General features: G+C 43.4%; 19 protein-coding genes and 2 tRNA genes. 9 read left to right on the top strand and 12 right to left on the bottom strand.

Translation table 11 applies throughout. The annotated features are described in order from the left end of the window. The first annotated feature begins 47 nt into the window (after positions 1 to 47). From A0256_17285 to A0256_17250, 8 genes are all read left to right on the top strand, one after another. Complete coding sequence (locus A0256_17285; protein ID AMR33045.1) at positions 48 to 1,052, top strand: aldo/keto reductase; 1,005 nt, start codon at positions 48 to 50, stop codon at positions 1,050 to 1,052. A gap of 8 nt (positions 1,053 to 1,060) precedes the next feature. Beyond that, positions 1,061 to 1,948, top strand: coding sequence for an AraC family transcriptional regulator (locus A0256_17280; protein AMR33044.1), 888 nt, complete (start codon positions 1,061 to 1,063; stop codon positions 1,946 to 1,948). A gap of 243 nt (positions 1,949 to 2,191) precedes the next feature. Beyond that, on the top strand, positions 2,192 to 2,674 hold the full coding sequence (locus tag A0256_17275) for a RecX family transcriptional regulator (GenBank protein ID AMR33043.1): 483 nt from the start codon (positions 2,192 to 2,194) through the stop codon (positions 2,672 to 2,674). A 122-nt stretch (positions 2,675 to 2,796) separates the two neighbouring features. Continuing rightward, a tRNA-Gly gene (locus A0256_17270) sits at positions 2,797 to 2,872 on the top strand. 47 nt (positions 2,873 to 2,919) lie between these two features. Beyond that, positions 2,920 to 3,007: transfer RNA gene (locus A0256_17265), tRNA-Leu, on the top strand. Positions 3,008 to 3,071: 64 nt separating this feature from the next. After that, entirely contained in the window at positions 3,072 to 5,534 is a 2,463-nt protein-coding gene (locus A0256_17260) for a bifunctional UDP-N-acetylmuramoyl-tripeptide:D-alanyl-D-alanine ligase/alanine racemase (GenBank protein AMR34600.1), read from the top strand. Positions 5,535 to 5,809: 275 nt separating this feature from the next. Beyond that, entirely contained in the window at positions 5,810 to 6,829 is a 1,020-nt protein-coding gene (locus A0256_17255) for a hypothetical protein (GenBank protein AMR33042.1), read from the top strand. A gap of 238 nt (positions 6,830 to 7,067) precedes the next feature. After that, a complete protein-coding gene (locus A0256_17250; GenBank protein ID AMR33041.1) occupies positions 7,068 to 7,661 on the top strand; it encodes a hypothetical protein in 594 nt (197 codons plus the stop codon). On the opposite strand, the gene A0256_17245 is transcribed toward A0256_17250, so the two are convergent. From A0256_17245 to A0256_17210, 8 genes are all read right to left on the bottom strand, one after another. Next, entirely contained in the window at positions 7,645 to 8,916 is a 1,272-nt protein-coding gene (locus A0256_17245; protein ID AMR33040.1) for a tetracycline resistance MFS efflux pump, read from the bottom strand. The two genes, A0256_17250 and A0256_17245, sit on opposite strands and share 17 nt — an antisense overlap. Before the next feature lie 50 nt (positions 8,917 to 8,966). Beyond that, entirely contained in the window at positions 8,967 to 10,229 is a 1,263-nt protein-coding gene (locus A0256_17240; GenBank protein AMR33039.1) for a tetracycline resistance MFS efflux pump, read from the bottom strand. 374 nt (positions 10,230 to 10,603) lie between these two features. Then, a complete protein-coding gene (locus tag A0256_17235; protein AMR33038.1) occupies positions 10,604 to 11,311 on the bottom strand; it encodes a TIGR00730 family Rossman fold protein in 708 nt (235 codons plus the stop codon). A 22-nt stretch (positions 11,312 to 11,333) separates the two neighbouring features. Then, positions 11,334 to 12,818, bottom strand: a complete 1,485-nt coding sequence (locus A0256_17230; GenBank protein ID AMR33037.1) for a sodium:solute symporter — start codon at positions 12,816 to 12,818, stop codon at positions 11,334 to 11,336. 82 nt (positions 12,819 to 12,900) lie between these two features. Next, entirely contained in the window at positions 12,901 to 14,292 is a 1,392-nt protein-coding gene (locus A0256_17225) for an MATE family efflux transporter (protein AMR33036.1), read from the bottom strand. Between the two features lie 84 nt (positions 14,293 to 14,376). After that, positions 14,377 to 15,000, bottom strand: coding sequence for an AAA family ATPase (locus A0256_17220; GenBank protein ID AMR33035.1), 624 nt, complete (start codon positions 14,998 to 15,000; stop codon positions 14,377 to 14,379). Between the two features lie 11 nt (positions 15,001 to 15,011). Beyond that, positions 15,012 to 15,455: a GNAT family acetyltransferase gene (locus tag A0256_17215; protein ID AMR33034.1), complete on the bottom strand. Its 444-nt coding sequence runs from the start codon at positions 15,453 to 15,455 to the stop codon at positions 15,012 to 15,014. A 16-nt stretch (positions 15,456 to 15,471) separates the two neighbouring features. Then, entirely contained in the window at positions 15,472 to 15,951 is a 480-nt protein-coding gene (locus A0256_17210) for a DUF4442 domain-containing protein (protein AMR33033.1), read from the bottom strand. Positions 15,952 to 16,084: 133 nt separating this feature from the next. Here A0256_17210 and A0256_17205 point away from each other — a divergent pair, with 133 nt between their 5' ends. Continuing rightward, positions 16,085 to 16,336, top strand: a complete 252-nt coding sequence (locus A0256_17205) for a hypothetical protein (protein AMR33032.1) — start codon at positions 16,085 to 16,087, stop codon at positions 16,334 to 16,336. 756 nt (positions 16,337 to 17,092) lie between these two features. Here the strand turns inward: A0256_17205 and A0256_17200 are convergent. The 4 genes from A0256_17200 to A0256_17185 all read right to left on the bottom strand — a co-directional run bounded on the left by A0256_17200 (position 17,093) and on the right by A0256_17185 (position 20,807). Then, positions 17,093 to 18,043, bottom strand: a complete 951-nt coding sequence (locus A0256_17200) for a 3-phosphoglycerate dehydrogenase (protein AMR34599.1) — start codon at positions 18,041 to 18,043, stop codon at positions 17,093 to 17,095. 83 nt (positions 18,044 to 18,126) lie between these two features. Then, a complete protein-coding gene (locus A0256_17195) occupies positions 18,127 to 19,191 on the bottom strand; it encodes a 3-phosphoserine/phosphohydroxythreonine aminotransferase (protein AMR33031.1) in 1,065 nt (354 codons plus the stop codon). A gap of 149 nt (positions 19,192 to 19,340) precedes the next feature. Continuing rightward, positions 19,341 to 19,997, bottom strand: coding sequence for a ribulose-phosphate 3-epimerase (locus tag A0256_17190; protein AMR33030.1), 657 nt, complete (start codon positions 19,995 to 19,997; stop codon positions 19,341 to 19,343). Positions 19,998 to 20,147: 150 nt separating this feature from the next. Next, positions 20,148 to 20,807 (bottom strand): succinyl-CoA--3-ketoacid-CoA transferase, encoded by a 660-nt coding sequence (locus A0256_17185; protein ID AMR33029.1) that lies wholly within the window; start codon positions 20,805 to 20,807, stop codon positions 20,148 to 20,150. Positions 20,808 to 20,809: the final 2 nt, after the last annotated feature.

Genomic DNA, 20,809 nt, shown 5'->3' with positions numbered 1-20,809 from the left:
AGGGGTTTGCATACATCTGCCGGATGCCATTGCGCGACCTTTGAATCATGAAAATAAAACAAATTGAATTGGGTAGCCAGGGTTTGGTTGTCCCAATGATTGGGCTGGGTTGTATGGGCATGACCGGTTTTGAAGAAGGGCACATGTATGGCCCGGCAGATGAGCAGGAAGCCATTGCTACTATCCACCGTTCGCTGGAGCTGGGCGGCAACTTCCTGGACACGGCAGACCTGTACGGGCCACTGAAGAACGAGCAATTGATTGCCAAAGCTATTGCAGGCAAGCGTGACCAGTATATATTGGCAACAAAGTTTGGCTGGGAGATTGACGACAACAATAAAGTGACCTGGGCCATCAACGGAAAAAAGGCTTATGTGAAGAAATCTTTGGAGCGGTCGCTTAAAAACCTGAAGACAGACTATATCGATCTCTATTATTTGCATCGCCTGGATAAAAATACACCGGTAGAGGAAACCGTTGAGGCGATGAGCGAATTGGTGAAAGAAGGCAAAGTTGGCTATATCGGCTTATCGGAAGTATCATCAGAAACCGTGAAACGTGCGCATGGGGTACATCCCGTTACGGCGGTACAAAGCGAATATTCTTTATTTGAGCGTACAGTGGAAGAACGCGGCGTATTGGCTACCTTAAAGGAGTTGGGCATCGGTTTTGTAGCTTATTCACCACTCGGAAGGGGATTTTTATCCGGACAGATCAAGAGCCTGGATGATTTGCCGGCGAACGACTTCCGCCGGGCCATACCGCGTTTCCAGGGCGAGCAATTTGACAAGAATATCCAATTGGTAAAAGCAATCGAACTGATGGCTGAAGACAAGCAGGTAACCGCTTCGCAATTGGCGCTGGCCTGGATCATGAGTAAAGGCATCTTGCCCATACCGGGAACTAAACGCCGAAAATACCTGGAGCAGAACATTGCGGCAACTGCCATTAATTTAAGTGAAGCAGAGCTGTCACAGCTGGAAAGCATTGTTCCACTGGGTACGGATACAGGCGCACCCTATGATGAGTTCAGTATGGGCTTAATTGATTAATTTTGGTCATGAACGCCATTAATTCGATTGCTGAATTTCACCGTTTGCTGTCGTTACCCCAGCCGCGACACCCCCTGGTTAGTGTAATAAACCTGGCCGAGAGCATCTTTTTAGAAGATGATATATGGAAGGGCTTTGTTAACCGCTTTTATTGTGTGGCTTTAAAACGCGATGCAAAGGGCAAGATCAAATACGGGCAGCAGCATTACGATTATGATAAAGGGGTTTTGAGTTTTACGGCACCTAACCAGGTGCAGTATCTCGATCTGCAGAATATGGAATGCGGCTCCGGCTACCTGCTGATCTTTCATCCCGATTTTTTGCTGCAGCACCCGTTGGCAAAAAGTATCGGCAGCTACGGGTTCTTTTCTTATGCGGTAAATGAAGCCTTGCATTTGTCGGCGGAAGAGGAGGATAACCTGATCACCATTTTGCACAAAATTGATAAGGAGTGTGTGCACATTGATAAGCATACCCAGGAGATCATAATAACGCAGATCGAACTGCTGCTAAATTATTCCAACCGTTTTTATGAGCGGCAATTTATCACGCGGAAGAATAATAATTCTGAGTTGCTGGTAAAGTTTGAGCAGCTGATGGATGATCATTTCTATGGCGCCGTTCAGGAACTGCTCACTGTACAATATATCGCAGATAAGATGAACTTATCGCCAAATTATTTGAGTGATCTGCTGCGGATCCACACCGGGCAGAGCACACAGCAACACATTCATGAAAAGCTGATCGGGAAAGCCAAGGAGCGATTATCTACCACCAGTCTATCAGTCAGCGAGATCGCCTATGCCCTGGGTTTTGAGCATGCCCAATCTTTCAGCACCCTATTTAAAAAGAAGACCAGTCTATCGCCGCAGGAGTTTCGGGCGGCGTTTAATTAACAATTGGTGGTACAAACCCGATCAAGTATGAAAATAATAGCCCCGTTAGTTTGTAGACACCGGCAGTTTGTAAAACAATCAAACCCGATACGAAGCATTATCGGGTCTATACCATAAGCTGCCGTAGATTCCATACTTTAAGACCAGATTTTAGGGGAAGTAATAGCATTTACGGCAAGCAATCAAAAATCCTAAACATTACAATATTTCACGTTACCATAATTTTGTCGATTTTTGATTTCGATGGACGTTCCTAAAAAGATCAAAATTACCGATGAAACCGTTGGGCTGGCCAAGGCCGAGCATTATTGCGCCTACCAGGAACGCTCCCAGCAGGAGGTAAGGAACAAACTGTACGAATGGGGTTTGTATCCATCGGGGGTCGAAAATATCATCAGCCGGTTGATAGAAGCCAACTTTTTAAACGAGGAGCGGTTTGCGAAAGCCTACGTCCGCGGTAAATTTAACCAGAAAGGCTGGGGCCGCATCAAGATTAAACAGGGGCTTAAGCTGAAAAATGTTTCGCCGGTGCTGATCAAAAAAGCACTTCAGGGGATCGATCTGACGGATTACATGGAAACACTAACCCGATTAATAGAAAAAAAATCGGGTACGCTTATCGAGAAGCACCCGCTTAAACGCTGCTATAAACTACAACAGTATGCTTTTAGCCGTGGTTTTGAACCGGAGCTGGCTGCGGAGGTTTTGAAAAACAGCGAGTTATAAAAAACTTGAAAAAAACTTCAATTTTCCCTTGCGAAACATTCAATTCTGGCTATATTTGCACTCCCTCAAACGAAATCGGCAAAGGGTTAAACTAAAGCCGAAAGTTTGTAAGAAATACCAATGCGAAAGTAGCTCAGTTGGTAGAGCACGACCTTGCCAAGGTCGGGGTCGCGAGTTCGAATCTCGTCTTTCGCTCAAAGCCCTTCCGTTAAACGAAGGGTTTTATTTTTAAAGGTTAATCACCTGCTCAGATGGTGGAACTGGTAGACACGCAGGACTTAAAATCCTGTTCCCGTAAACGGAGTGCGGGTTCGATTCCCGCTCTGAGTACAAAACCCGATACATGCCCGTATCGGGTTTTTTTGCTTTACATTTTAAATATAAGCAAATTCGTGCCATGCAAGGTTCCTATCCCATAAGTGAAATTAAGGAGATCATTAACGCCGCCGGCGATGTGGTAAATAATAGCCAGGTGAGCATTTTGCTGACCGATAGCCGCCGCATCATCAACCCCGCTGCATCTTTGTTTTTTGCATTGAGTAACCGGCGCGACGGGCACCAGTTCATTATAGATACTTATACCGCTGGCGTGCGCAGCTTTGTAGTTGAGCACCAGCCGGAACTCATCATGCCCGATGCTAATTTCCTGGTAGTTGATAATGTATTAGCAGCCCTGCAGCGTTTGGCGGCCAATCACAGGAGCCGGTTTAATCTGGATGTGATTGGCATTACCGGCAGCAACGGTAAAACCATTGTGAAGGAATGGCTTTACCAGCTTTTTTGCCCCGAAAAAAATATTGTCCGTAATCCTAAGAGTTATAATTCGCAAATAGGGGTTCCGCTCTCTGTTTGGGCCATAAACGATAGTCAAAACCTCGGTATTTTTGAAGCCGGGATCTCCACCTCAGGTGAAATGGAAAAGCTGGAGGCGGTTATTCAGCCCACCATAGGTGTTTTAACCCACATGGGCACTGCACACGATGAGGGTTTCCCATCGCCGGAGGCTAAACTGGAGGAGAAGCTAAAGCTTTTTAAAGACTGCCGCCTGCTCATCTGTAATTACGAGATCCTGCAGGCCCGGCACGAGGTTATAAAAGCCGGCGAAACCTTTACCTGGAGCCGCAAATTTAAACCGGCCGATCTCTATGTGTTCAGTGAAACCACGATCTCCGGCAAATATTATCTCCGCGCCATGTACCGGGAACAGGAAATTGAATGCCTGATCCCGTTTAGGGATGAAGCCTCCATAGAGAACGCGATTGTTTGCTGGGCCACTATGCTGGCCATGGGCTATTCGCCTGCGGATGCCGACGACCGGCTGGAACGCCTTACCGCCGTAAGCATGCGGCTGGAGCTTAAACACGGCATCAACGATTGCTCGGTGATCGACGATTCCTATAACTCGGATATCCAGTCGCTGGAGATTGCCCTCAACTTTTTAACCCAGCAAAACCAGCATCAGAAGAAAACCCTTATCCTGTCGGATATCTACCAGTCCGGATTGGAGCAGGAGGCCCTGTACCGGCAGGTGGCCCAGCTCATTGCCGATAAAAAGGTACAGCGCCTGGTAGGAGTAGGCCCGGCGCTTAAGGCGCATCAACATTATTTTATCGCACCGGAAAAACATTTTTATAATGATACCAATGCCTTATTAAAAGACCTGGGTAAACTGCATTTCAGAAAAGAAACCATCCTCATTAAAGGTTCGCGCAGTTTTGAATTCGAGCGGATCAGCCGGGCACTGGTGCAAAAGGCACATGAAACCGTACTGGAGATCAACCTCAATAAATTACTGAGCAACCTCAACTATTATAAATCCAAACTACACCCCGGCGTAAAGTTGATGGCGATGGTAAAGGCATTCTCCTACGGCAGCGGCACGTTCGAGGTGGCCAATATATTAGAGTATAACAAGGTAGATTACCTGGCCGTAGCGTATACAGATGAAGGGATTGCCCTGCGCGAAAACGGCATTACGCTGCCCATTGTGGTGCTGAACCCCGAACCGCTGGCCTACGACCGGCTGGTGGCCAACCAGCTGGAGCCAGAGATCTATAGTTTTACCCTGCTGGATGAGTTTGTGAAATATGCTCAGGAGGCGGAGATCAGCAATTACCCTATCCATATTAAGATAGACACGGGCATGCATCGCCTGGGTTTTGAGGATTTTGAGATAGAAACCCTTTGCGATATGCTGGAGATTAACCCGTATGTAAAGGTGATGTCGGTATTTTCGCACCTGGTAGCCAGCGACTCGGAAGCACATGATCTGTTCACGCTCAAACAAATTGGTTTGTTCGAAAAAGCTTTTGCACAGATAGAAGAAGCGATCGGGTATCAGGTGATCAAGCATATCAGCAATACATCGGGCATTACCCGCTGGCCCACAGCGCAGTATGACATGGTAAGGCTCGGCATTGGTTTGTATGGGGTAGATGGGGCGGTACCGGCGGATGATACCAGTTTGCAGCCCATCGCCACGTTAAAAACCACCGTATCGCAAGTGAAAAAAGTACTGGCTAACGATACCATTGGCTATAACCGCAACGGTAGCTTAAAACGCGACGGCTATATCGCCACAGTACGCATTGGCTATGCAGATGGCTACATCCGCGCCTTTGGCAATGGTGTGGGCCGCATGCTGATCAATGGCGTGCCGGTACCCACGGTAGGTAACGTATCAATGGATATGTGTATGCTGGATGTAACCGAAGTACCCGGCATAAAAGAAGGCGACGAAGTAATTGTATTTAACGACCAGCAACGCATAGAACAATTGGCCGCCCAGGCAGGCACAATACCCTATGAAATATTGACCAATATTTCCCAAAGGGTGAAAAGGGTTTATTTTTATGAATAGGGGGGAAGAAGAAGCTAAGCGCTATACCTCTAATTTTTCCATAATAATACTATAATTCTCAAAATTAAGGCAAGTATGGGACCCGCTGTAACTAATTTATAGTCATAAAACAAGGGCATTCTATCAGTTTGATGATTAATAGATAGTAAAATATATAGCTAGCTTGATATATATAAACCTCATTAAAGAACAATAATATAATGGGAAGAAAAAAATTCCTCAAAAGAATATTGTTTTAGTAAACAAAGCCAAACCTAATACAACACAATTTTTAAATGAGAAAGCAGCACAGAATTCAAGACCCTAATGTAATTGATGAAAACGCTATTGCCAGTTTACTGGAGGAAGATAATGAAGTAATAATACAATTCTCATCCGAAGTTTATGACCGTCATATGTTATCTAAACTTAATGAACTGGCAGGAAAACATGATGAAAATTTGACGATACGGTTTTATGGACATCACAGCAGCATATTTGATTGTAGCATTGTTAACCAAATACCAGAGGTAAAATCGTTAAGTGTTGACTGTTTGCGGCAAGTTCATAATATGGAAAGCATAACTCATTTAAGAAATCTGAAGAAATTGGGAATAGGCGTATTTGAGCTTAAAGAGACCGATATACTAAGTGCTAAGAACTTCCAAAATTTAAATAGGTTATATGTTTTTGACACCAAAACGAAGGCGTTAAATTTAGAGTATTTATCCAGCTATAAAAATTTGGATTATTTGATTTTAGCAGGTCATACCAAGAACATACAAGCGATAGGCGCTTTAAAAAGATTAGAACATCTTAACTTAAATGGTATATCAAAAGTCCATTTATCATTTGTAAATGAATTGCCACTTCTGAAAACTCTGAACATCATCCTTGGAGGAAGAGATAATATCAATGAGATAGGCGGTAATAACATTGAAAATTTAAATCTAACTTGGATACGAGGTTTAAATAATTTACAAAACATAAACAGCTTCCATAAGTTAAAAACTCTATTAGTTCAAGACCAAATCCGCTTGCCGAAAATCAATTTTGACGATGGGCTTGCTAATCTGACCGACATTAAGGTTCTTAACTGTAAAACACTTGCATCTCTAACTGGTCTCGAAAAACTTCCACAACTTAATCAACTTAGAGTCTATAAGACAGATATAGACTTTGAAAAGTTTATTAAACAACCACTACCATCAAAATTGAAAATTTTGGCGTTCTACACCGCAAAAAACAAAGTTGATTCACAATTGAAATCCCGTTTGAAAGAATTGGGATACATGGACGGGCTAGATAGAAATTAGTGCCAACCTTAATACTTAAATTGGCAGGACTGACGCAATTGGGCGGGTTATATAATACCTGTGCGGCAAATAAGTCTTCCGAAGTCTGCCAAAAATGGCAAAAATAAAGGATGATTTAAGCTTACTCACCATATATAATGCTCAAAACCGAATCCCCCCCTCTCCGCAGATCATAGTAAATGTTTTAAGTCCTTATCTCCTCCAAAACCCGTATTTTTGCCGACTTAATCTACGCCTCATGAAACGATTATTCCGTGCGCTGCTTAATTACTTTGTTAAAGGACTGTTAATTGTTGTGCCGCTTGGTGCAGCGTTTTTTCTGATCTTTTGGGCGGTTGCAACTATCGATAATGCGCTAAACATCAGCGACCTATGGTATGACAGCAAAACCGGCAAACCACTTTACATCCCCGGCTTGGGCATCCTGAATGTCATCGTAATCATTTTCATAGCGGGAATTTTGGTCACCAATGTAATTACCGACCCGATTAAAGGCTGGTTTAACCGCTGGCTTAACCGCCTGCCTATTTTTAAGTTTTTGTATTCCTCTATTAAAGACCTTACGGAAGCTTTTGTGGGAGAGGAGAAGAAATTTAACGAGCCGGTACTGGTAGAAGTAAATGAATTCGGACTGAAGAAAATAGGCTTCATGGTACAGAAAGACATGAGCACTATCGGCTTGCCCGGCGAGGTAGCGGTTTACTTTCCATATTCCTACTCGTTTGCGGGGCAGGTGGTGATCGTATCGGCAGATAAAGTAAAACCTATCGACAAAAGTGCGGCCCAGATCATGAAGTTTGTGATCAGTGGCGGTGTTAGTGGCTTGGAATAGTGGTATCGCTGTTTAGCAATTTCGGTTCTTTTTTCTTGAAGCTCCGGATCGTCAGGATCACAGCGATCCCCATCAATATGGCACCAAACATAAATGGCGCGCCCGGGAAATACACTTTACTTTCCTGCGAAGTGAAATGATGAAATATAGAGGCCATCATCAAGGGGCCAATAATAGTGGTTAAACTCACCAGGCTGGTTAAAGCGCCCTGCAGCTCACCTTGTTCATTGGCTGAAACGTGCTCGGAAATAAAGCCCTGCATGGCCGTGCCGCCAATGCCACCCATGCAATAGGGGATCATGACCACATACATTAACCAGGGGGTGTTATTGAGTGATATCAATATGAGCCCGATACCGTAAAAAGCAATACCGGCCATGATGTTTTTTCTTAATCCGAATTTGGGGATGGTCCACCGTACCAGTCCCCCCTGCACGCCAACAATCAGCAAACCCAGGAAGATGCCCAAAGCGCCGATGCTGGTTTCGGTCCATTTAAACTTCTCTACCACATAAAACGGCAGCACGTTCTCCACCGCCCGCTGACCGATATAAACGATGGTATAAGCTGTAATAAGTGTGCTCACGGCCGTGGAATAATGCCTTAAACGCAGCAGCGACCCTATCGGGTTGGCTCGTTTGAACTGGAACCTGCGCCGGTTCTTCAGATCCAGCGACTCCGGCAATACAAAAAACCCGTAAATGGCATTGATAAATGCCAGTCCCGCGGCAACAAAGAAAGGTAGCCTGATAAATACGCCGCCTAAAAAGCCACCCAAACCTATGCCCAATATAAAGCCAAGGCCGGTGGCTGCGCCGATCAGCCCAAAATTGGCCGCGCGCTTGTCGCCTGTGCTTACATCTGAGATGTATGCAGTGGCGGTGGTTGTACTGGCGCCGGCAATCCCTGCTATGAACCGGCCGATAAACAACCAGAATATACTTGGTGCAAAGCCCATAAAAAGGTAATCGATACCGAAGCCGAGGAGTGAGATCAAAAGTACCGGACGGCGGCCATAGCGGTCGCTGAGGTTACCCAGGATAGGCGCGCACACAAACTGCATCGTAGCGTAGGTGAAGGTAAGGTAGCCGCTGTACTGGCTGGCCATACTTACGCCAACGTGGCCCAGTTGCTCTAAAAGTGTAGGGAGGATAGGGATAATGATGCCCAACCCCATCGTATCTATCAATACCGTAACGAAAATAAACCCTAATGCACCCCGCCCTTTATTAGGCTTTTCATTCGTATCTGCCATCTTTTTACTTAAACAGATAAAATGCAGAAAGTTTCACCGGCATTGAATAATTAGTGAGCTGCAACATCTGTTGGTTGTGTGTTTTTAGTTTCGCGTGCACGTTTAAAGCTTAAAATTGCCAGGATGGTACTTAAAAGCATGAGTAGGGCGCCCGCAAAAAATGCGGCACCCGGGAAATGAATAGGAGCACTTTTGCCCGTAAACCAGGCAAATAAATTAGCCATTAAAGCAGGGCCCACTATAGAGGTTACACTCATTAAACTGGTGAGCCCGCCCTGTAGTTCGCCCTGTTCATTTGGCGGGATCTGCCCGCTGATGAGGCCCTGAAGTGCAGGCCCGGCGATGCCGCCCAGGCAGTAAACAACCAGTATGGCAAACATCATCCAGCTTTTATCAGCAAAGGCAAACAGGAACAAGCCTGCCGTATATAGCAACAGGCCGTAAATGATACTTTTCTTTTGCCCCAGTTTGGGGATGGTTACCCTGATGAGCAGACCCTGTACCAGGCCCGAAAGTACACCCACCAGGCCAAGTGAAAGCCCCACCACTTTCTTGGTCCAGTCGAAACGGAGCATGGTAAAGAAGGTCCAGGTGCTTTGTACAGCGTGGGCTGCCAGGTAGATCAGGATAAGCGAGATGATGAGTCCGCTTACCGACGGGTATTTTTTAAGTTGCTTGAGTGAGCCGATGGGGTTGGCCCTTCGCCATTCAAACGGGCGGCGCAGGGATTTATCCAGCGACTCGGGCAGTACGAAATAACCGTACAGCATATTGATAAAAGCCAGCCCCGCAGCTGCCAGAAATGGTAATTTGATATTGATATCGCCCAGCACACCGCCCAAAACAGGCCCGATGATAAAACCCATACCAAAGGCTGCGCCGATGATCCCGAAGTTTTGTGCCCGCTTTTCGGGCGGACTCACATCGGCGATATAGGCAGATGCCGTGGTGAAACTTGCACCGGTAATACCGGCAATGATACGGCCTAAGAACAGCCACCAAATGGTTGGTGCAAACGCCAGAAAAGTATAATCAACCGCGAAGCCAAACAAAGATGCGAGCAATACCGGCCGGCGGCCGTAGCGGTCGCTCAGGTTACCTAATACCGGAGAGAACAAGAATTGCATAACCGAATAGGCGAGGAGCAACCAGCCACCCCACTGCGCTGCCTGACTAAGGTCGCCGTGGATAAGGTTCTTGATCAGATCCGGAAATACAGGGATGATGATACCAAAGCCGGTGATATCAATTAAAAGGGTAACGAAGATAAAGCCTAAGGCTGCCGGTTTTTTGGTTTGGGCTGTGGAGTCCATGACGTAAATAAACGACTTTAAATCTACATCCCAAAAATTGCTGAACGAAAACCCTAAATATTAAGGAGAAGGAGGACGCCATTAAATTAAACGCCGCTATTATGGGCAACCATGTCGCGAATGATTAAAGCGTTCGCGCAAAGCAAAACGTTGGAAATGTTTGTTCCAAAGTGTTTCAAAAAACTGTTCCACTATTTGAAAAAGGAATTCTATAAAATAATATAATTTACTAATTATCAATTGATTGCATAATTTACTTAAATAACAGGGATGTTCCAATCTGTTCCACTAAAAGTCTGCAATAAATTGATAATAAGATACTTACACATTATTGGTGTTCCACATTCGCAATGTGGAACACCTGGCCGCAAATCTTAAAAATTGGGTTTCAAAACATACTTATCGTAGAAACGGAAGATGTGCTCCGTAGCTTCTTCGGCAGTATCCACCAGGCGGTAAAGATTCAGATCATCCGGGCTGATATTGTGCTCTTCGTCCAGCATGCGTTCTTCCACCCATTTGAAGAGGCCGCCCCAATAATCCTTGCCAACAAATACGATGGGGAAACGGGCAATCTTTCCGGTTTGTATCAGCGTGATCGCCTCGAAAGATTCATCCATCGTTCCGAAACCGCCGGGCAGAATAATGAAACCCTGTGAGTACTTCATGAACATTACCTTCCGGATGAAAAAGTAGTCAAACTCAAGGATCTTATCCCGGTCGATATATTTGTTATGAAACTGCTCAAAGGGCAGCTCGATGTTTAACCCTACCGATTTACCACCGGCCTCGTAAGCACCTTTATTGGCTGCTTCCATAATACCCGGGCCACCGCCTGAAATGACACCGTAGCCGCGCTCGGTTAACAAGCGCGCGCAGTTTTCTGCCAGGCTGTAAAATTTATTTTCGTGCTTGGTACGTGCCGACCCAAATATGGATACGCATGGGCCAATTTTAGCCAGTTTCTCAAAGCCGTCTACAAACTCGGCCATAATCTTAAAAATCTGCCAGGAATCGGTAACCTTTATTTCCTGCCAGTTCTTATTTTCAAACGCTTGTCTTATCTTATCTTCACTTGTCATATAATATACTATTCTGATATAACTACAATACAACCACCTTTGTTTTTCTGCTGGATGACAGCCATAACCCGGCAAACGTAATCAATCCGTTAACGATGATTAGCTCGTTATCAAACACGTAACCACCTAACAGCGTTTTTGATTCGGTGCTTAAAAAGAAGCAGATGGCAGGGGATACAAGGCAAATAAAGGGCACAAGTTTATCATTGACCTGTCTGCCGCTTACAAATAAACCAAAGGCATATAACCCAAGCAGCGGCCCGTAAGTGTAAGATGCAACCTTAAATATAGCGCCTACCACCGCATCGTTATTGATGGCATTAAACACGATGATTGTTAAAAACATCAGTCCCGATAATCCAACGTGCACCAGATGCCTGGTGTTTACATTTTTCTTGCTGTTAACATCGTTTTTCTTATTGAAGCCCAGGAAATCTACGCAAAAGGAGGTCGTCAATGCCGTTAACGCCGAATCGGTAGTAGCGAAGGTCGCAGCGGTCAAGCCGAGCATAAATACCATGGCCGGCACAACCCCGAGGTATTTTAGGGCGATGGTAGGGTATAGGTAATCGGTTTTTTCTACGCTGATGCCATATTTGTTGGCGTAGATATAAAGCAGCGCACCAACACTCAGGAAAAAGATGTTGATCACCACAAACACCGCCACGAAACTGAACATATTCTTCTGTGCTTCTTTAATGTTTTTCAGGCTGAGATTTTTCTGCATCAGATCCTGGTCGAGTCCGGTCATACCGATAGTAATAAATACACCACCCAGAAATTGCTTGCTTAAATGGAGCTTACTGCTCATGAAATTATCAAAGAAGAAGATTTTGGAATAGCCACTGTTTTTAATCGCATCGGCCGCCTGAATGATGTTATAGTCCAGGCTTTTGCAAATAAAATAGATGGATAGGAATACCGAAGTTACAAGGAAAAAGGTTTGTAAACTGTCGGTAATGATGATGGTTTTTAACCCGCCTTTAAAAGTGTAGCTCCAAATGAGGATAAGGCAGATAAGCACCGTAACAGCAAAAGGAACACCGTAGGCATCGAAAATGAACTTCTGTAACACTATTACAACCAGATACAGCCGGAAGGAAGAGCCAATAGTACGGCTGATTAAAAAGATACCGGCTGCAGTTTTGTAACTCCAGGTACCCAGCGCGTGTTCTATATAACTGTAAATAGAAGTAAGCTTTAAGCGGTAATAAAGTGGCAACAACAACGTAGCGATAATGATAAAACCCACCGCATTACCCAACACAAACTGGAAGTAAGCAAACTGATCGCCACTGGGTGCACCAACTTTCCCGGGCACAGAGATGAATGTTACCCCGCTCAACGCAGTACCGATCATCCCGAAGGCTACCAAATACCATTTTGAGTTGCGGTTGGCCACAAAAAAGGTATCGTTATTAGCTGAATTTTTGGAGGTGAGGTAGGAGATAACCAGCAATACCAAAAAGTAACCTATTATAAATGTGAGCAATATTCCGGGTGACATGGCTTTTTGTGTTTTTCCGAATGTATGAGTTTAGGATTTATCAACCAAATTATTGACGTTGTCAGTTATTATGGGCTACTATTTAAAATTTAAGCAAACTCTCTTCGACCGCTAAAACCACTCTTTTATTGTTGTTTTTGCTAATGATCTGAAAACGTAGAAATAACATTATAGAAGCAGATGCCAGGCCGGCAACCAGGCCGAACCATACCCCGGTAACTCCAAAATCAAAACTTACGCCTAGCAAATAACCGATAGGCAGGCCGATGATCCAGTAAGATATAAAAGTAATGATGGTCGGAATTTTTACATCGCCCATACCACGGAGCACCCCTAAGCCCACTACCTGCGTGCCGTCAAATAATTGGAATAATGCAGCCACTATAAGTAATTGAGCGGCAATAGGAATTACTTGTTTGTCAGAAGTATAAATATACGGGAGCCATTGATTGAATATCGTAAACAGCAGAGCTGTAAAGCACATAAATATTATCACGATATGGTAATTAGAAATGGCAGAGAAACGCAAATTTTTATGATCATTAGCACCATAGTAGTTTCCTGACCGGATAGCTGCCGCTGATGAGATTCCTGCAGCCATCATGTACGTCATACTGGCGAGGTTCAGAGCAATCTGGTGTGCGGCCTGCGGAATCGCTCCGATAGTACCAATTATAATGGAAGCACCACCAAAGGCGCTTACTTCAAAAGTAGACTGCATCGCAACGGGCATACCGATTTTTAACAATTGCGAAATCCTATGTTTATCAATATTCTTAAAAGCAAAATCCGAAAGGTATGTTTTAAAATGCGGCGAACGGAAAACATAAACACTCATGGCGATTGCCATGAGGCAGCGATCTATCAGCGTACTGTAGCCAACACCTTTTATGCCCATAGGGCTGATTCCTAAAAGCCCTTTAACCAATATTATTCCCACCAATATATTCAGCACATTACCTATTATGGTGATATACATAGCTTGTCGGGTTAGCCCGAGGCCCTCAGCAAACTGTTTAAATGTATTAAATACCATTAAGGGTATTAGCGATGTAATCAATAGAATAAGGAAAGGCTTGGCCTGTAGCACTACTTCGGGCGATTGATGAAGTTTATCTATGAAAAAGATAATGCCAAAGTAAAACAACACAAAAAGAATTACGCCGGATATCACATTGAGAAATAAACTATTGCTAAGCAACCGTCCGCATTCTGCAAAATTTTTGCGCCCGTTATGCTGAGCGATAAGCGGGGTAATGCCATAGCTGATTCCCAAGGCCATCACAAACGGTACGATAAACAGACTTATAGAAAGTGCTACGGCCGCCAATGCGGTCGTTCCGGCAAAATGACCGATGATGATCGTGTCGGAAAAATGAACGAGGGTGTGGCCTAGCTGCGAAAGCACAATAGGAATGGCCAGCTTAAGGCTATCCTTATAATAGGGTTTATATTTGTATAAAATGCTTCTCATTACTTAAGGCAGGCAAAAGTAGTGAGTTTAAAACATTGTACCTACCATGCTTAAGTTAAGTTTGCATAGGATAAGTAAACGCAATTAGCTTGCTGTATAATATTCCTCTTTTTCGGTAGTATGCACGCGAATAACTCCGGTCAAAACGAGGTTAACCAAAATGCGCTGTGCCCGGCGGCGTCCGATGTTGAGCAATTCGCAAAACTGTTTTATGTTGATACGTTCTGATTTGTCCAGATGTTCCAATAAAGCTTTTTCTTTGGATGTATATTCAATCAAGACACCCTCATTATTGCTTGATTGCTTCAACACTTCCAATACGATCTTGCTGGCCAACACACTTTTATCTTTTACACGGATATAGGCCCACCATTTACCATCCTCAGCAAGCGCATAGTGGGGCTTGTCAGTACTTTCGGGGATATCAACCACCAATACCAGCTTAGCATCCCAATAAACTTCTTCAAACACTGGCTCCAGGGCAGGGCGGGAGTAAAAATGAGCAGCCTTTGTGATCATATACCGCTCTTCATCTTCGGCTTTTACCCCCTTTATAGTGCCATCGTCCAATACACCGATCAGGAGGCGGCCACCTACGTTATTAGCAAAAGACACCATGGTCTTGGCTATCTTTTCGCAGCTGGTAATCGTTTTCTTAAAATCGAGCGATACGCCTTCCCCCTCAAAAATCTGTCGTTTTAAATTCATAGACGGTGTTTTTAGTCCGTTTTATAAGGCGTATGGATCTGCATCCAATTTTCAGGATTTTTAATCGGCCCAAAGCCGAATTGTTTGTAAAGTCCTTGTGCATCAGCGGTGGCTAAAGACCATCGCCTTAAACCTCGCAGCTCCGGATACTCCATTATAGTTTGCATCAACCATTTAGATAAACCGATGCCACGGTATTTGTCTAAAATAAATACATCGCACAAATATGCAAAAGTGGCCTTATCTGTAATTACTCTAGCTAATCCTACTTGTGCGCCATCCTTGTAAACCCCAAAGCACATGGAGTGTTCTAATGCAATTTTTAATTTGTCTACCGGTATGCCTTTAGCCCAGTACGATTCCTTATCAAGGTAATTAAATATGATGTTAAAGTCCAGCTTTTTAAATTCAGTCGATATTTCAAATCCTTTTTTTAGAAAAGCCTCATCATTCATAAAAACACGCATAACGCTATATCAGGGTTTTAGAAATGTCCAGATCACGGATGTAAACTTCATTCAGCAGGGAGGCGCAAAGCTCTCCAGCCTTATTATATATATAAACCGGAAATATGGCCTGGTATTTCCCAGTTACAATTAACGTTTCGTGAGCAATTAAAATATCGGCAGCCGTTAATTTTATTTCGAAGAAAAGATCACTGACCGCTGGCTTTACAAAGTCTATTTTGGAAGATTTTGACCAGATTTTTAATTTCCGTTTGCCATCGTTGTTAATTATTTGGTGAAAAAGTATAGGGTAAAACGGATCTGCAGCTGCAAAAATTGTACCTCCGAAAATAGAGCCATTGTAATTTCTGTTAAGCCAGCTTTTGCTGATCTTTACTTTCACTCCATTGAAGCCATCATCAAAACCAATAACCCATATACGTTGAAGCAACAGGGGAGGGTAGAAGCGCATCAGCCATTTTAGCATGTTTTTTGATACAACCATTACCGATAAATATCAGGAAATTATCGGTTATAATGGCTTTCGGTCGCAAGAATGTTATGAATGCGTTTAGGAATTGCATCAGATAAAAAAATTTTATTAAAACAACTTTGCTGATTAGGGGTTCTACAAGGAATTGAAACGAATAGTTCATCAACTCAAACTTATATCTATTATGAAAAAGCAAATGTTAAGTTTCGCGTTAGTCGCGACAATGATCGGATCGATTGCAGCGGGTTGCAGTTCCGAAAAAAAAGCAGGTAGTGGTACAGACAGTACATCAACTGATTCATCATCTATGATGGCAAAACCTGACAGTTCTGCTATGCAAGACACCAGCAAGGCAGATACTACAACAAGAGACACTTCAAAGAAGGTTCCTCAATAATCTGATCTTGAGCTTAATCAAAGCGGCCGGCAAAAAATGCTGGCCGTTTTATTTTTACGATATTTCTATTTAAAAAGCAGTTTTAATTACACCGCCACTGACCCTTAAAGTTGCGTAATTGGTAGCTGATCATAGCTGACTTGCGATTTAAGTTGCCATATCAGTTATCTCATTAGTTTCGATATAGCGTTTCAACCAGACGTTCCGCGCATATTCCTAAAAAATTCTTTCTCCATTTCACGTCTCCTAGGCCTTTTTTGATCGGCAACTAATCTTATGAACTTACTAACGCCTTTAGAAGCTGTAGGGCGAGGTAAAATGGCACTAACAGCAACATTTGTGCCGATCGTCATTTGTCAAAACAGGCCCAAGATAGTTGCACGCCATTCATCAGATTTTACTTCAAAAAATTTAAACTAATCTTTATCAGAAATAGAATTATATTGTTTCAGTTCAAAAATACCTGCATTATTACAGGAATATCAACTTCAGGCGATTCAGTGCTTAAGTGAGTTGTTGTAACTTTGGAAAAGTCTGCTGCCAACCTTTAAAGATTTTGTTTATGACTTACGTTTATCTTTTCGCGTACTTCAATTGCAACTTTAAACACTGAAAGCATATTTAAAATAAGGTTATTTGTTAATTCCGATAATTAACATTATGTTAAGTAGATTGTTTTTTAGTTATTCTAATTTTAAACTAAATAATAACGGCTACCCTTTTTAAGGGCAGCCGCGTTATAATATTTGAATGAAACTATTTATTGAAATGTTGTATTATCAAACTTGCCAGTTCCACACCAATTCGTTCCTGCGCTTCGTTAGTGGCAGCTCCAATGTGTGGAGTTAAAGAAATTTTTGGGTGAGACAATATATCTGCACTTGGTGTTGGCTCATTATCGAACACGTCCAGCGCGGCATATGAAACCTGGCCGCTATTTAAAGCAGCTATCAAATCGGCCTCATTTATTAAACCACCACGGGAAATATTGATTAATTTAACGCCTTTTTTCATTTGCGCTAATTCTTCGGCACCTATAAGGGCCTTATCAATAAATGGCGTATGTAAAGTAATAAAGTCTGCAGTTTTGATGATCTCCTCCAGCGTGGCAGTTTTTACAGTTACGTTAATTTTAGTGCCGCCTGTGCCTAAAACAATTTCAACCTCGGGATTGAATGGAAAAAGATCGTAAGCAACTACATCCATGCCAACGCCAATAGCAATTTTCGCTACCTCGCGGCCTATTCGCCCAAAGCCAACAATACCTAGCGTTTTACCTCGCAACTCAACACCTTTCGCATAGGCTTTCTTCAGATCATTAAATTTTGTGGCGCCCTCAACCGGCATTTTACGATTGCTATCATGCAGAAAACGAACGCCTGTGAAAAGTTGGGCAAAAACCAGCTCGGCAACAGATAACGACGAAGAAGCCGGCGTGTTATACACACCAATGCCTTTTTCTTTAGCGTAGTCAACATCTATATTGTCTACACCTACCCCACCGCGGCCAATCAGTTTAAGACCAGGACATGAGTCTATTAACGCTTTGCGGACTTTAGTAGCACTGCGAACAGTTATCGCATCAAATTCCTGTAAACGTATCGGTAATTCTTCTTGCGGGATATTGTTGGTTTCAACAAAAAATCCAGCATCCTCTAACATTTTTTTGCCTATCGGGTCGATGCCGTCATTGGCCAATATTTTAATCATTTTATGTTGCATTTAAGTGTAGCCCCCCGCCCACTGAAGGGGGAGCTAAATATGAATGCCCCTTTAGGGGGCCCAGGGGGCTAATTCTTTTCAGCAAATTCCTGCATAGCTTCTATCAGCACGTACACGCTGGTAATTGGCAATGCGTTGTAAATAGATGCGCGGAAACCGCCAACGCTACGATGACCCTTTAAGCCGACTATGCCTTTTTCATCACACAGTTTAAGGAAGGGTTTTTCGTGCTCAGGATTTTCGGCAACAAAACAAACGTTCATTTTCGAGCGGTCTTCTATAGCAGCCACACCTTTAAATAATGGGTTGCGTTCTATTTCTTGGTACAATACGGCTGCTTTTGCTGTGTTTTCTTTTTCTATTGCAGACACTCCACCTTTGCTTTTCAGCCAGTTTAAGGTAAGCATTGACACGTAAATGGCAAAACATGGAGGGGTATTGTACATCGATCCACCTTCTATTTGTACCTGGTAATTGAACATTGCTGGTATCTTCCGACCTGTTTTGCCTAGCAGATCATCCTTAACAATTACAAGCGTTACACCAGCAGGCCCCATATTTTTCTGTGCGCCCGCGTATATTACGCCAAAATCAGCAACATTAATCTTGCGGCTAAAGATGTCAGACGACATATCGCAAACAATAGGTATCGGCGAAGCAGGGAATTCCTGCAACTGTGTACCGTAAATTGTGTTGTTCGATGTTAAGTGTAGATAAGCTGCATCAGCAGGTATATCGTAATCTTTAGGGATGTAGGTAAAATTGCTTTCTTTTGAAGAAGCTAAAACTTGCACGTCACCAAAAAACTTAGCTTCTTTTAGAGCCTTGTTTGCCCAAACACCGGTCTCTACATAAGCAGCCTTACCACCTTCCGGCATTAAATTGTAGGGTGCTAATGCAAATTGTGTGCTGGCTCCGCCCTGTAAAAACAATACTGAATATCCTTCAGGAACTTCGAAAAGTTCTTTTACCAGCTTTACAGCTTCGTCCAATACCGCTTCGAATTCCGGCGATCGGTGAGAGATCTCGAGCAATGACAAACCTGTGCCGTTAAAATCAATAACTGCCGATGCAGCCTGTTTTAAAACTTCGTGTGGTAGTATGCCGGGGCCGGCACCGAAATTGTGTTTCATATTATGAGTTTATTTAATGTTGATATTGGTTACCAACTTTGTATTTTAATGCGCCGAAGTTAATAATTCCTATAAGTCTAATAGACTTTTTTTGCATTTTTTAAAAATAGTTGACATAAGGCAACTCCACCTTTTAAACGACGTAAAATTTAGAGGGCTGCATGTTTTAATTCTGCGATAGCATCTGTAGGATTTGCTGCTGAAAATACCGAATTACCGGCAACCAGAACGTTTGCGCCTGCTGATAAAAGATCGGCCGCATTGGAACTGTCAACTCCACCATCTACCTCAATTAGCAGATCTTGGTTTACGTCCTTGGCCAGCAGCTTTACTTCTGCTATTTTAGTGTAGGTGTGTGGGATAAATTTCTGGCCACCAAAACCGGGATTAACCGACATGACCAACACCATATCCAAATCTGCAATAATATCTTTTAAAAGCAATACCGGTGTATGCGGATTAATGGCGACTGAAGCTTTACAACCCAGCTCTTTTATAGCCTGTATGGTACGGTGTAAATGTGGGCAAGCTTCATAATGTACGGTAATACTGTAAGCCCCCGCATCAGCAAATGCTTTTAAATACCTGTCGGGATCTACAATCATCAGGTGCACATCCAGCGGTTTTAGGGCATGTTGCTTCACCGCTTTCATCACCGGGAAACCGAATGAGATGTTGGGCACAAACATGCCGTCCATAATATCAACGTGCATCCAATCGGCCTGGCTGTTATTCATCATTTCAACATCGCGTTGCAGGTTGGCAAAATCAGCGGCTAAAATTGAAGGAGCTATCAGGTGGTTCATGCGGTAAATATAAGTGTTTTGTTTTAAGGGTTGAAAATTTGAAAAGTTTACGAATATAATTTGCCCTGCTTAGCGAGATGATAATGCGAATTACGCTTTGAACTTTGCTAGCGTCGGTTTCAACCAACCGTTGTTGTTAATTTTATTTAATCATTCAATAATCATCTCCGCTACCTCCCCTTCAATAATCAGTTTACCTGCAGTTGCATTTCTTATTTGTTCTACGCTTACGCCGGGGGCACGTTCCAACAATTTGAATCCGCCATTAGGTAGCACGTCGAGCACAGCAAGTTCTGTAACAATCTTTTTCACACAGTTTACACCTGTTAGTGGCAATGTACAATTTGGTAACAATTTCGAGTCGCCCGCCTTGTTTACATGTTGCATGGCAACGATAATGTTCTCTGCCGATGCCACCAGGTCCATCGCCCCTCCCATTCCCTTCACCATTTTACCGGGGATTTTCCAATTGGCAATATCACCGTTTTCGGAGACTTCCATAGCACCCAATATAGTAAGGTTTACCTTTTTTGAGCGGATCATGCCAAAACTCATCGCCGAGTCAAATATAGCCGAGCCCGGCAGCATAGTGATGGTTTGCTTACCTGCATTAATAGTATCAGGATCCTCCTCCCCTTCAAATGGAAAAGGCCCCATCCCAAGCAGTCCGTTTTCTGATTGCAATACCACATCAATAGTATCGGGAATGTAATTTGCTACCAGCGTAGGGATGCCAATACCCAGGTTAACATAGTAACCGTCTTTAATTTCTTGAGCGATACGTTTCGCTATTCCAGTTTTATCTAACATCG

The organism is Mucilaginibacter sp. PAMC 26640 (genome assembly GCA_001596135.1).
Lineage (GTDB): Bacteria > Bacteroidota > Bacteroidia > Sphingobacteriales > Sphingobacteriaceae > Mucilaginibacter.
Note: the sequence above shows the minus strand (reverse complement) of the source record. Positions and strands in the feature narration are given on the sequence as shown.

Coding starts and splice junctions, on each gene's coding strand:
- A0256_17250 (AMR33041.1), top strand. CDS start 7,068: ATGAAACGATTATTCCGTGCGCTGCTTAATTACTTTGTTAAAGGACTG.
- A0256_17225 (AMR33036.1), bottom strand. CDS start 14,292: ATGAGAAGCATTTTATACAAATATAAACCCTATTATAAGGATAGCCTT.
- A0256_17260 (AMR34600.1), top strand. CDS start 3,072: ATGCAAGGTTCCTATCCCATAAGTGAAATTAAGGAGATCATTAACGCC.
- A0256_17255 (AMR33042.1), top strand. CDS start 5,810: ATGAGAAAGCAGCACAGAATTCAAGACCCTAATGTAATTGATGAAAAC.
- A0256_17285 (AMR33045.1), top strand. CDS start 48: ATGAAAATAAAACAAATTGAATTGGGTAGCCAGGGTTTGGTTGTCCCA.
- A0256_17195 (AMR33031.1), bottom strand. CDS start 19,191: ATGAAACACAATTTCGGTGCCGGCCCCGGCATACTACCACACGAAGTT.
- A0256_17245 (AMR33040.1), bottom strand. CDS start 8,916: ATGGCAGATACGAATGAAAAGCCTAATAAAGGGCGGGGTGCATTAGGG.
- A0256_17280 (AMR33044.1), top strand. CDS start 1,061: ATGAACGCCATTAATTCGATTGCTGAATTTCACCGTTTGCTGTCGTTA.
- A0256_17215 (AMR33034.1), bottom strand. CDS start 15,455: ATGAATGATGAGGCTTTTCTAAAAAAAGGATTTGAAATATCGACTGAA.
- A0256_17210 (AMR33033.1), bottom strand. CDS start 15,951: ATGGTTGTATCAAAAAACATGCTAAAATGGCTGATGCGCTTCTACCCT.
- A0256_17275 (AMR33043.1), top strand. CDS start 2,192: ATGGACGTTCCTAAAAAGATCAAAATTACCGATGAAACCGTTGGGCTG.
- A0256_17185 (AMR33029.1), bottom strand. CDS start 20,807: ATGTTAGATAAAACTGGAATAGCGAAACGTATCGCTCAAGAAATTAAA.
- A0256_17230 (AMR33037.1), bottom strand. CDS start 12,818: ATGTCACCCGGAATATTGCTCACATTTATAATAGGTTACTTTTTGGTA.
- A0256_17220 (AMR33035.1), bottom strand. CDS start 15,000: ATGAATTTAAAACGACAGATTTTTGAGGGGGAAGGCGTATCGCTCGAT.
- A0256_17240 (AMR33039.1), bottom strand. CDS start 10,229: ATGGACTCCACAGCCCAAACCAAAAAACCGGCAGCCTTAGGCTTTATC.
- A0256_17190 (AMR33030.1), bottom strand. CDS start 19,997: ATGAACCACCTGATAGCTCCTTCAATTTTAGCCGCTGATTTTGCCAAC.
- A0256_17235 (AMR33038.1), bottom strand. CDS start 11,311: ATGACAAGTGAAGATAAGATAAGACAAGCGTTTGAAAATAAGAACTGG.